This window comes from Sphingobacterium sp. UBA3549, from assembly GCF_002376635.1.
In the GTDB taxonomy this organism is placed as follows: domain Bacteria; phylum Bacteroidota; class Bacteroidia; order Sphingobacteriales; family Sphingobacteriaceae; genus Sphingobacterium.
This window is the reverse complement of sequence record NZ_DFOE01000036.1, coordinates 79,478-92,076: the sequence shown is the minus strand read 5'-3', so window position 1 is coordinate 92,076 and position 12,599 is coordinate 79,478. Positions and strand designations below refer to the sequence as shown.

The window sequence follows — 12,599 nt, the reverse complement described above, 5'->3', positions numbered from 1 at the left end:
TTAAACAAAAATGACCGAGTAACGTAAACCCGATACTCAGTCATTTCTTTAGGACTCATTAAAAACTTGAGACTTTTTCAGTGCCCTCATCTGCAGCCGGTCTTTTTTGTTGTTGGTTATTAATTAACATCACTTTCTTCTTCTGTATCTATTTCTATGCGTTCGCCTTTGGTATTAATCAAAATTACATCATCCGAATCCAGTAAAGATACAGAAGCTATACCACCACTGAAAGCAGTAGCTCCGCTGTATATGAATGGGATTGCTATTTTTCCCTGTCCATCTAAATAGCCGTATTTTCCATCTTTGCTCGCCAGGAAAAGATTGGGTTCTTCGGTAATTGAAATAAAATCGTAATCAGGTGCAATGATCCGATTCATTTTTATGTCAGCAAGATTATACTTGTCGTTTTCGATGCTAATGAAATGCGTTGAATTATTTTCTGAAATGTAGCTATATCGTGCCGGAATAACAATTTTACCAGCTTGATTCAAAAGTCCATAGTTGTTATTTAATTGAAAGATAGCATATCCGCCATTAATAACCGATATCATATCATAGTTTGCTGCAATCAAAATATTTCCGGTTTTATCCATCACTCCATATCTCTCGTTTAGTCCAAAAACAAATTGTTCAAGATAATCATCATAACCTAAATAATCATATTTGAAAGGGATTGTTACTTTACCAACGGGGTTAATAGTACCATATTTCTCATTCTTATATTGAACTATGCTGACATCTCCGACAAATGGTGCGATGTAAAGATATTGGGCGGGTACAATTGTTTTTTCCTCGCTGTCTTTTAATCCCACAAGACGAGTTGTGGCATCTTCAAAGACATAGAGATTTTCAGCCATTTGATTGCTCTCTATTGTGTTTTCTTTGGTTGAGTCGCTGGAATGCTCATTCGAATTGTTGGTCTTGAACGTTTCATTTATTTGAGCAAACGACATCGTACTGGTTACCAGGAAGGCTGCGAATGATAAGGATATTTTTTTCATTTTGTTAAACTTTGAAGCACAAATATCCTGATTGCAAGTAAGGCGTTGTATCCCTGAAATCCGTTATTTTAACGATAAATCCACTTCGGTCTTTTCTTTCAGCAAGCAACAAGACCTTATCGATGTATGGTGTTGGTATTTAGTCAATGGTCAATTGATAGTTAAGCAATAGTCCGGGCAGTTGTTCTAGGCTAAATTTACTTTTTTTCATGCGATTGGCGTCTGGATCAAGCTGTATATTGATGGACGATCTAAAATCACAGCCTTCGAGGTTACATTGAACGAAACGGGCATTAAATAGATTAGTCTTTTTGAATACCGATTGCTGAAGATTGGCGCGTTCAAAATCCACGTGTTGCAAAGAGCAGTTTTCAAATTGAAACTTCTTTAGGTTTCTTTCAAAAAAAGAGGAGTAATCCAGCACAGAATTGCTGAAATTGACATGAAAGGAAAATGAACTACATGCATTAAAGTTTATGCCCAGCATTTTACAGTTATCAAAAACAACATGATCTAATTGTGTCCCATTTAAACTGACATTGGAGACATTGCAAGACTTAAATTCACAGTTTGTGAAAATGAGGTTTACCAGCTCCGCATTTTGAAAATCGCATTGTTCAAAAATACATTTATAGTATTCTTGAACTTCTTTTAGTTCGGTTGTGAAAGTCTGTTTAGTGATTGTTTGTTCGACAAGCTCTTTCATTTGCTAACGTTTTGGCATTGATTCTAGTTGGTATTGATTTTAGCTAAAATAAGGAATTCTTCGGAATGATTTCATTTTAATATGAATTAGATCTTGATGTTTTCGCTTGCAGAAAATACCTGTTTCTAGGGATACAAATGCTGATTTTTTAAGGCTATCTTTGGTAAAGCCATAGACATCACCATGGGGATGCTGGGTACCAAGTTGGAGCATTGTAGAACTCTGGTAGGGTTTAGTATAAATTGTTAAAGGGCACTTTTGGGTGCCCTTTACATGCTAATAAATCCTGGATCGTATTAATACATCTTAGTTATTTTTTAAATATTGACGTAGTACATATTGTAGGATGCCGTCATTCTTAAAATATTCAATTTCGATGGCCGAATCAAGCCTTGCTTTTACTTGAAATGTGGTGACTTTTCCAGTTTCATGTACAGCCGTTACCGCGAGCAGTTTATGGGGTGTTAAGTCGGTTTCCAGTCCTGTGATGGTATAAACTTCTGTTCCGTCTAGGCCCAATTTCTCGGCATTTTCATCATTGATAAAAACCAGTGGTGCTACGCCCATGCCGACCAGATTGCTTCGATGGATACGCTCGAAGCTTTCAGCAATTACAGCCCGCACGCCAAGCAGAAAAGTCCCCTTGGCGGCCCAATCTCTCGAAGAGCCCGAACCGTACTCTTTTCCAGCCAATATAATCAGTGGCGTATTGTCATTACGGTAATTCATAGCAGTATCATACACAGTTTTTACCTCATTCTTCGGAAAATAGCGACTAAATCCACCTTCGCGATCGACGATTTTGTTTTTAATACGTACATTGGCAAATGTTCCACGCATCATGACTTCATGGTTGCCACGTCTGGATCCATAGGAATTAAAATCTTCTTTAATTACCTGATGTGACCTGAGGTATTGCCCAGCTGCCGTGTCTTCTTTGAATGAGCCGGCAGGAGATATGTGATCCGTCGTCACCGAATCGCCGAGATAAAGAAGCACCCTTGCATTTTCAATATCCTGTATAGGGTTAGGAACAGCCTGTAAATTTTCGAAAAAAGGTGATTCCTTGATGTAAGTGGAAGTATTATCCCATTGGTAATTCTGGTCAAGATTTACTTCAAGTTCTTGCCAATCTGCTGACCCGTCGAAGATCACATCATAAACTTCTTGAAAATCTGACTGTTTGACACAGGCATTGACGGTTTCCATAATATCTTCCCGGGTGGGCCAAATATCTTTAAGATATACAGGCTCACCGTTGGGGTCGTAATCAATTGGCTCTTCCAGTAGGTTGATATCAACTCTCCCGACGAGGGCATAGGCAACAACAAGCATCGGCGACATCAAAAAATTCATTTTGACCTGCGGATGCACACGTGCCTCAAAATTTCGATTGCCAGATAATACTGAGGCGACAATCAGTTCACCCTTTTCTACCGCTTCTGCAATTTGGGGCGGGAGAGGGCCGGAGTTTCCAATACAGGAGGTACAACCATAGCCCACGGTGTGAAAACGCAGGGCGTCAAGATCTGCGCGAAGTCCCGATCGTTCGAGGTATTGCGTAACGACCTTTGAGCCCGGTGCTAAGGAAGTTTTTACCCAAGATTTTGTGCGAAGTCCGCGTTCGATCGCGTTTCGAGCCAATAAACCAGCGCCGATCATGACGGTAGGATTCGATGTGTTTGTACAGCTCGTAATGGCAGCGATGGCAATACTACCATCACTAACAATATACTCCTTATGATTGTGTTTGATGCGAACGGCATGAATAGACTCCTGAATAACTTCATGTGGCGAAGCATGGTCGACAGGTACTTTTCCAAAGGTAAACTCTGTGCCTGAACCACCGTCGGCGAGCCATGCTGATTCAGATCGCTGCAGCACTGGAACATATTGACGATGGTGTTCGCTGTCTAAGAGCGCTGAGAATGTAGCCTTTAAATCTTTTACCAAAATCTTATCTTGAGGACGTTTGGGACCTGACACAGTAGGCTCTAGGTTGGATAAATCGAATTCTACCACAGAAGAATATTGAATATCCTCGTTGCCCGTACGCCAAAGTAGGTTGTTTTTGCAATAATCTTCAACAAGTTTAATTTGTTCAGCACTTCGATTGGTACTATGCATGTATTCGAGGGTTCGATCATCAATTGGAAAATACGTAACCGTACAGCCAAATTCCGGAGACATATTTGAAATGGTTGCACGATCTGTTACAGATAGGCTGTCTAATCCATCTCCAAATACTTCAACAAATTTTCCGACAACGCCTTTTTCGCGTAAGACTTTTGTTATGGAAAGTACCATATCCGTGGCGGTGCATACACCTGGTATTTTTCCACTGAGCTTGAGACCGATAACTTCTGGGCAGGTGAAAAAGATGGGTTGTCCAAGCATGGCGGCTTCAGCTTCTATGCCGCCAACTCCCCAGCCTAAAACGCCAATACCATTGACCATTGGCGTGTGCGAATCTGTACCTACTAATGTGTCTGGAAAAAGCCAATTGTCATGCGCTACCACGCCTTTGGCTAGATATTCCAAATTGACCTGGTGACAGATACCCATACCCGGTGGAACGACAGTAAAATTCTTTAATCCTTTCTGCGCCCATTTAAGAAGTTCATAACGCTCGCGGTTACGTTCATATTCCAACGCGACATTTTTATCATAAGAATATTCAGTGCCAAAGTAATCTACCTGAACGGAGTGGTCAATCACAAGATCCACTGGTATGGCAGGATTTATCTTCTGTCCATCCTTGCCGTGACGGATAAATTCGGCACGTAAGGATGCCATATCGACCACTGCAGGTACTCCCGTAAAATCTTGCATTAAAATCCGGGCCGGTTTGAAGGGAATATCTTTATCTACGGGCTGGGGCGACCAGTTGATCAGTGTATTAACGTGCTCATCCGTGATACTGAATCCATCGTGGTTACGCAAAACATTCTCCAATAATATCCGAATGCTAAAGGGTAAGTGATTGATGCTACCTTCCGGAAGGTCCTTAATGGAACTGTAATGGTAAGATCTTCCGTTAATTTCAATTTCGCGTATTGATTTCTCTTTGCTCATATTCATCTACTTATTTTTCTTAGTATATAATATGCATAGGCCCAAATTTGTTTGTAATATCTTTTACACACACCTTTATCTTTTTTATGTAAAATCGACCTGTGGTTAGCAATGGTTAAAAAAAACGTCAAACTAAGTATTTGATCCTTTTGAAGCAATCAAATGAAGTTATTGATATTGTGTTAGGTATTATGAAAATAGCAATAAACAAGCATCGTACAATAGGACTACAGAATTTAGTAGTGGACTGTTTTATTGATGGGTTTATTGTTTTTTCTGCACCGCCAGAATCGGGCTGGGGATAGATTCCAGGATTATTCAAGATAGCAAGATAATGGAAGATAATTTATGTTTCATTTAGTATTTTCGGCATTTTCTTGCTAATTTTGCGTGCTAATTGTATAAGGAGAAATTATCTATGCCCGTCAAACTTCCTAATAACCTTCCTGCCATTGAGCTGTTGAAAAAGGAAAATATATTTGTCATGAGCGATTTAAGAGCAAATGAGCAAGATATTAGACCACTACGTGTTTTAGTACTTAATTTAATGCCTCTTAAAATTACCACTGAGACAGATTTTATCCGTTTGCTGTCCAATAATCCTTTGCAGGTGGAAATGGAGTTTTTACGACTTGAAACACATGTATCTAAGAACACACCGGAAGAGCACTTGGAAATGTTTTACAAGAGTCTGACTGAGGTAAAGGAAAACTTCTACGATGGTATGATCATTACGGGTGCTCCGGTTGAAATGGTTACTTTTGAGGAGGTGACCTATTGGAATGAAATCAAGACGATCTTTGATTGGGCGAGAACGCATGTAACCTCCAGTTTGTATATCTGCTGGGCTTCCCAAGCGGCATTATATCATTTTTATGAGGTAGAGAAGAAGCCGTTAAGAGAGAAGCTTTTTGGTGTATTTAAGCATACAGCTTTAGATAAGAGACACCCTTTGTTCCGGGGGTTTGATGATGAATTCTATATCCCCCATAGCCGCCATACGACTGTTGAAAAGGATGATCTTTTAACGAAGGATGGTTTGGAAATTCTTTCAGAATCTCCGGAAGCGGGCATTGCGATCGCTTCATCCCGTGGGGGGCGAGAGTTTTATTTGACTGGACACTCGGAATATGCACCTTTTACATTGGACGAAGAATATAAACGAGACTTGGAAAAAGGTCAGCAGATTGCAATGCCTGTCAATTATTATGTCGATGATAATCCTGAGAATCGCCCTTTGGTTCGGTGGACAAGCCATGCCAATCTGTTGTTCAATAATTGGTTGAATTACTTCGTTTATCAGGAAACACCTTTTGACCTGAAAGATGTTATCCATTTGGGGGAAATCAAACAGGGGTAATCGCTTTTATCCCGACGAAACCCATTAGAATAGTATGCTATTTTAAGACAAATCTCCAATTGTCGCGGATAATCTAAGTTGCTTTTTGAAACTCATTTGTTGCATCGACAATAGAATAACTTTTCTTAAGTTTGTATATAGCGATAAACAAACTAAATTTTATATGAAGAAAAACATACTCTTAGCAGCCCTGCTGACCTGTGGTTCATTGATAAGCCATGCGCAAAACAATGCAATTAATGTGACTTACATGGATAAAAGCGTACGCCCTCAAGATGACTTTTACAATTTTGTGAATGGACAATGGATGAAAACAGTCAAGATTCCTTCCGATAAGGCGCGATGGGGATCATTTGATGAGCTTCGTGAAAATACAGATATTGCTACATTAAAGGTCCTGCAAGAGTCACTTTCAGGTGAATTTCAGAAAGGAACAGACAATCAGAAGATCGCAGATTTGTATAAATCGTTCGTAGATATGAAGACGCGTAACAAACTCGGTTTGGAGCCAGTTAAGCCATATCTTAATAAAATCGCTGCGATTAAAAATTTCAGCGACTTGTATGAGTATCTTGTCGAAGTGGGGCCTATTGGCGGAAATCCTTTTTTCAGTGGTTATGTTTATGCACATCTTAAGAATTCAGATGTCAATACGCTATATTTAGGTGGAGGAAGTCTCGGGTTGGGAAGATCCTATTATCAGGTAAATGACAAGAAGAATGAAGAGACATTAAATGATTATTCGACTTATATCTCTTCACTTTATGCCAAATCAGGTCAACTTACAAGGGATTTAAAGGGGCCGAAAATTGTTGCCTTTGAAAAGCAGTTGGCCTCAAATCTTAAAACTGTTGAGCAATCAAGGGATGCCAATGGCCGGTATAATCCGATCGCTGTTGCGGATCTGAAAAAAATCGTGAAGAATATCGATATTGCAAAATACTTAAATGACGTCGGTTTTAAGGCTGACACGGTTATTATACCGGAAATAAAATACTATGAAAATCTTGACAAAGTTTTCAATCCTAAAAATTTACCGGTGATTAAAGAGTTATTGACATTTCATGTGCTAAATAACGCGGCGTCGTACACTACGCAAGAATTAAACGATCTGTCTTTTGATTTTTGGGGGCGTAAGTTAAAAGGACAAAAAGAACAACGTGCGCTAGACAAGCGCGGCGTAGAGTTTGTTAACTCCATCGCGGGAGAGCTATTGGGTAAATTATATGTGAAAGAAAGCTTTCCTCCAAAGGCTAAAGCCGAGGCTGAGGAGCTTGTAAGCTATCTGATTAAAGCATTCGGCCAGCATATCAAGGACTTGACCTGGATGTCTGACGACACAAAAGTAAAGGCTTTGGAAAAACTGGCTAAGTTTAAAGTTAAAATTGGTTACCCAGATAAGTGGAAAGATTATAGCAAACTTGAAGTGGGTACGTCGTTGTATGAAAATGTATTGGCATCAAGCAAATGGGCATTTTATCAAAATTTGGCTAAACAAGATAAGCCAGTGGACAAGTCTGAATGGGGGATGACCCCGCAAACTGTAAACGCTTATTATAGTCCATTGTTTAACGAAATTGTCTTTCCCGCGGCTATTCTTCAACCTCCGTTCTATGATTACAAGGCCGATGCAGCTGTTAATTTCGGTGGTATTGGTGCGGTAATTGGTCACGAACTTTCACACGGCTTTGACGATCAGGGTGCTAAATATGATGGGAATGGAAATCTGAACAACTGGTGGAGCGATAGTGATAAGGCAAAATTTGAAGCCGCTGCAGATGCATTGGTCCGTCAATTTGAATCTTATGAACCTGTGCCAGGAGTTTTTGTAAACGGTCGTTTCACATTGGGCGAGAACATCGGTGATTTGGGCGGCTCATCTGTCGCTTTTGATGCCTTGCAACTTTATTTGAAAGATAAGGGCAATCCTGGATTGATAGATGGGTTTACACAAGATCAACGCTTCTTCCTTTCTTGGGCAACTATTTGGAGGACCAAAACAACGGATGAGTTTGTGGTCAACCAAGTGAAGACCGATCCCCATTCTCCAGCGCAGTATCGTGCTTTTGCGCCGATTATTAACCTGGACGCTTTTCACAAAGCTTGGAATACCAAGGAGGGAGACAAAATGTTTGTTCCTGTGAATAAGCGGATTAAAATTTGGTAGTTTGTTCATGAGATCAATTAAAAAAGGGCGTATTGCAAAATGGAATACGCCCTTTATATTGACTCAATTTAAGCTATCTCATCCATTTCAAAACCAAATAGAACCCAATGGCTGTAACGGATAAACTCAATGCAGTTGCCCACCATAGCGTTGTGAAACCAAAGGAATCAACAATACTTGTGCCCAGGATTGGCGAAAAAATATTTGCAGCTGAAAAGGCCAGTGAGTTGAAGCCCATGTAGGCTCCTTGGGTTTTCGGGGAAGACCGATTGACAGAAACGGTTGCCATAAAAGGCAATGTGAGCATTTCTCCCAATCCAAAAATAAAAAATGTGAAATATAACCAAGCAAGTCCACCAGTAAAATTTAGCATAGCATATGAAATGGCACATAAAAATGTTCCAAAGACGAGTGTGCTAATTAATGAAAATCTCTTCTCGGCAATATGAACAATAAACATTTCTAATAACACAATGACGAAGCCGCTCCATCCAAGCAGAAATCCAATTTGGTGATCATTCAAATGGTGAACTTCTCGATAGAATATCGGTAAGGTAGTGATCAGCTGAAAAAAACAAAAAGAGAAGATACAACAAAAGATATTGAATAGGATAAATGGCACATCGGTATAAGGATTTCGTCCTTTTTGAGGCATTTCATTATCAGGTGTAGTCTCTTTTTTTGATCTGATATCGCTTCTTTTTTGTCTTTTATGAAAAAAGACAAAGAAAATTATTGCTGCACAGAGAACGGCAAGGGAATTTCCATAAAATATCCAATTGAAAGAGATGGATGCTAGAAAACCTGCCACCGCTGGACCGATCGAGAAGCCCAGATTGATAGCCAAACGATTCAATGAAAAGGCGCGGGTGATATTTTCGGGTTTAGCGTAACTTGCTACTGAGACGGAGTTTGCAGGTCTAAAAGCATCAAAAATCAAGCTTAACGTAAAAATCATGATTGATAGCGACTGTACCTCTTTAAAGTATGGTATCAGTAGGAATAAAGGAGCGGCCAACACAAGACTTCCGAACTGAACCTTGAAACTACCAATTCGATCGGTCAGCCAGCCTCCTATGTAAGATCCACAGACGGAGCCAACGCCATAACACATCAAAACAATTCCGACTTGTTTTATATCGAAGTGCAAAACTCTGGTCATGTAAAGGCCGAGAAATGGAATCACCATGCTTCCCATTCTATTGATCAGCATGACGATAGCAAGCAGCCATGCAGCTTGTGAGAGTCCTCTAAAGGAGTCTAGGTATATTGATAAAATTCTTTTCATTAAAGGGTAAATCAGCTTATATAAACCTCGTGTTTTAAGTCTATAAGTCTTCTTGTTGTCTTGAAAAAAAATGCCAAATTGATTAGTCAATTTGGCATTTATGAATAGTGAATCAAATTATGCCAACATGGACGCTGGAATTGTAGGATCGACTTGATAGGTGCTCGCCACCATTTGTTTCTTTTTGGAACCCGGCTCCATAATGAAATCAATCCTCCCCAGATTAATCCCTGCAAAACCGACTTGATTCACAACGGTCTTCGTACCTTTTAAATTGGTAACTAATGTGGGTTCATTTAAAAATGTATGCGTATGCCCGCCTATAATTAAGTCGATATCTGATGTTTTAGTTGCAAGCACCAAATCCGACACTTTATCGTTTTCATATTGGTAACCTAAATGCGACAGACAGATGATGAGATCGCATTTATGTTTTTCCTTGAGTATCTTTACCACCTTTTTGGATACCTCAATTGGATCCAGATATTTCATTCCCTTAAAGTTATTGGGATCTACCAATCCCTCGATATCTACACCGAGCCCGAATACACCGATTTTTATACCACCCTTATGAAATATGGTGTAATCGCTGGTTTTTCCTTCCAATACTGTTCCTTTAAAGTCGTAATTGGCCGTTAAAAACGGAAATTTAGCATGGTCCAGGTATTTCACAAGTCCGTCCAGTCCATTGTCAAATTCGTGATTTCCAAATGTCCCAGCGTCATACCCCAATTTCGTCATGAGATCCAGCTCCAGCTTACCTCCAAATAGATTAAAATAGGGTGTACCTTGAAACATATCGCCCGCATCTAATAATAGGAGGTGTTCTTCTTCTTTGCGAATTTTATTGATAAGCGTGCTTCGGCGAGCCACACCACCCAATCCTTGATATTTGCCACCATCCATAGGAAAAGGTTCAATGCGGCTATGCACATCGTTGGTATGTAAGATTGTAAGTTTTACTTTTTTGCTCTTAGCGTTAGCTTGAAAAGGAAGTGACCCCAATGCAACTGCAGCAGAAAATCCACCAACTTGCTTGATAAATGATCTTCGGTTAATTGATTTTAATTCTTCCATCTAATTCTGCATTTACTTTTTTGCCTTCTTTCGTTAATTCACTCACGTATTCAATCAGTCCTTCACGCATCCGCTGCGGATAATTTGCCCGTGATACAGATTGTGTCAACAGTGTCAGGTTGTCGCCACCATTAGCGAGATAATCATAGGTTACCAATTTATACAACTTATTGTCTTCAATTGCTAAACCTTTGATTTTAATGTCCTGGGCTTTGTTGCCTGTAATGGTCAACGTCATCCCAGCGATGGGTTGACCATGTGTTGAGGCGATATAGTCTGCAAGTTGACGAATTTGACTTCCCTTGAGTTCGAGAATTGTTAAAGTGTTTTCGAAAGGCATCACCTCGAAAATATGTCCAACGGTAATATCGCCTGCTTTCAGATCATTTCGGATTCCACCCTTAGTAGCAAATGCTAAATCCGCAGGGTTATGGGCATTGTGTTCACTCATCCACAACAAGGCTTCACAAAAAAAATTGCCCATTAATGTTTCTGCCGTCTTCTCTTTTGTCAACGCTTTGTCTGCATGTCCTATCACTCGATTCATCTCAACTTCCATTTTATGTTTGAAGGGCTCGTAGATTGATACGACTGTAGGATCAGCTTGCATATCGCTATTGATATGATATTGTTGGAAATCTTTCTGCGTTGGATGGAGCTGCTTGCTACAACTGGCAACCATCAAAAGCGAACCGAATCCAAGGCTACCAATAAAGGCAATTTGCTTTGATATCTTCATTCTTTTTTCGTTTAACCAAATATTGGGCAAAGTTAGCCAATTATATATGAACAAATCTTATCCAATGTTAGCTAATTTTTAAAAACAACAAAAGCTTAACATCGTATGTTAAGCTTTGTCCATATAATTAGAAAAATAACAACCTAGTGTACTAATTCCGACTCAGCGATAGGGTTGGTATCCAACTTATTCTCTGGTTGGAGAACTTTTCTACTTTTGCTACGCGCGGACAGTTTGGCTCGATACGCTTTCCAGTTCATTAACAAGACTGAAAATAAGATCACAGCTAGTCCGAAAATCTGCAATGAGGTCACTACATGCGAAGTGAAAAAATGACTTAAAATAAGTGCAATGATTGGATTCACATAGGCATACGTACTAACTTCCATTGCGGGGCGAACCTGTAGTAACCAAATATAGGAGCTAAAGGCGAGGATTGAGCCAAAAGTAATTAGGTAGCCCAAATTGAACCAGTCCACCGGTGCCACGCTACTTAGCGTAAATGTTGTATACTCACCGGTGAAAAGGGCGGTGATATTAAAGAGTATACCTGCAGTAACCATTTGCCAAGCGGTCTTCACCATGACATGTAAATCCTCTTCCTCTTGTTTCTCAGATTTTTTGAAATATTTGGAAATCAAAGACCCTACGGTCCAAGCGATAGAACCTAATACTAAAATAGATAGGGCGATCACCTTAAGTGTTCCATCGGTATTATCATTGGTCGACATAATCTGTTCAGCGAATAACATCACCACTCCACAGAAGCCTAACGCGACACCTAAAACCATGCTAATACTGCTGAAATTTTCTTTCCATTTGGGTTTATCCAATAAAATAAACCAGATCGCTGCTGCTGCAGCAATAATGGCAGCAACACCACCTGAAACATATTGTTCGGCCCAGATAACCCCAGCCATATCGACAAAAAGCAATAGAAATCCTACGATTGTTGCTTCCTGAACGGATCGCTTATTAAACAATTTATAACCTTTCATTGCGCAATATGTCATTAGAATTGCGCTGGCTGTAACAAATCGAAACGAACCTAAAATAAATGGTGGAAAACTATGTAGTGCCTTTTCTATAAAGAAAAAGGTGGATCCCCATACAACATAAATAATGATATAGGCGACAACAACCATCAACGGGTTAGCGGCCTTTTTTTGTCCTTGCAACATGA

General features: G+C 39.8%; 9 protein-coding genes. 2 read left to right on the top strand and 7 right to left on the bottom strand.

Features of this window, described 5'->3' with window-relative positions; genetic code table 11:
* Positions 1 to 119 precede the first annotated feature (119 nt).
* The 3 genes from B2W36_RS18850 to acnA form a co-directional block, all read right to left on the bottom strand.
* Complete coding sequence (locus tag B2W36_RS18850; RefSeq protein WP_293883185.1) at positions 120 to 1,004, bottom strand: WG repeat-containing protein; 885 nt, start codon at positions 1,002 to 1,004, stop codon at positions 120 to 122.
* 139 nt (positions 1,005 to 1,143) lie between these two features.
* Complete coding sequence (locus B2W36_RS18845; RefSeq protein ID WP_293883186.1) at positions 1,144 to 1,710, bottom strand: pentapeptide repeat-containing protein; 567 nt, start codon at positions 1,708 to 1,710, stop codon at positions 1,144 to 1,146.
* A 306-nt stretch (positions 1,711 to 2,016) separates the two neighbouring features.
* Positions 2,017 to 4,785: an aconitate hydratase AcnA gene (gene acnA / locus B2W36_RS18840; protein WP_293883187.1), complete on the bottom strand. Its 2,769-nt coding sequence runs from the start codon at positions 4,783 to 4,785 to the stop codon at positions 2,017 to 2,019.
* Positions 4,786 to 5,203: 418 nt separating this feature from the next.
* Between acnA and metA the strand changes: the two genes are divergently transcribed.
* Together metA and B2W36_RS18830 are read left to right on the top strand one after the other, a co-directional pair.
* Positions 5,204 to 6,145, top strand: a complete 942-nt coding sequence (metA, locus tag B2W36_RS18835; RefSeq protein WP_293883188.1) for a homoserine O-acetyltransferase MetA — start codon at positions 5,204 to 5,206, stop codon at positions 6,143 to 6,145.
* 163 nt (positions 6,146 to 6,308) lie between these two features.
* Positions 6,309 to 8,312: a M13 family metallopeptidase gene (locus B2W36_RS18830; protein ID WP_209579455.1), complete on the top strand. Its 2,004-nt coding sequence runs from the start codon at positions 6,309 to 6,311 to the stop codon at positions 8,310 to 8,312.
* Positions 8,313 to 8,385: 73 nt separating this feature from the next.
* Here B2W36_RS18830 and B2W36_RS18825 read toward each other — a convergent pair whose 3' ends face one another.
* From B2W36_RS18825 to B2W36_RS18810, 4 genes are all read right to left on the bottom strand, one after another.
* Positions 8,386 to 9,600 (bottom strand): MFS transporter, encoded by a 1,215-nt coding sequence (locus tag B2W36_RS18825; RefSeq protein WP_209579456.1) that lies wholly within the window; start codon positions 9,598 to 9,600, stop codon positions 8,386 to 8,388.
* 117 nt (positions 9,601 to 9,717) lie between these two features.
* The gene (locus tag B2W36_RS18820) at positions 9,718 to 10,677 is read right to left on the bottom strand and encodes a bifunctional metallophosphatase/5'-nucleotidase (RefSeq protein ID WP_209579457.1); all 960 of its coding nucleotides are present in this window, start codon (positions 10,675 to 10,677) and stop codon (positions 9,718 to 9,720) included.
* Entirely contained in the window at positions 10,655 to 11,416 is a 762-nt protein-coding gene (locus tag B2W36_RS18815; protein WP_293889207.1) for a 5'-nucleotidase C-terminal domain-containing protein, read from the bottom strand. The genes B2W36_RS18820 and B2W36_RS18815 overlap by 23 nt, the downstream gene beginning before the upstream one ends.
* 143 nt (positions 11,417 to 11,559) lie before the next feature.
* Positions 11,560 to 12,597, bottom strand: coding sequence for an EamA family transporter (locus B2W36_RS18810; RefSeq protein ID WP_293889206.1), 1,038 nt, complete (start codon positions 12,595 to 12,597; stop codon positions 11,560 to 11,562).
* Positions 12,598 to 12,599 lie beyond the last annotated feature (2 nt).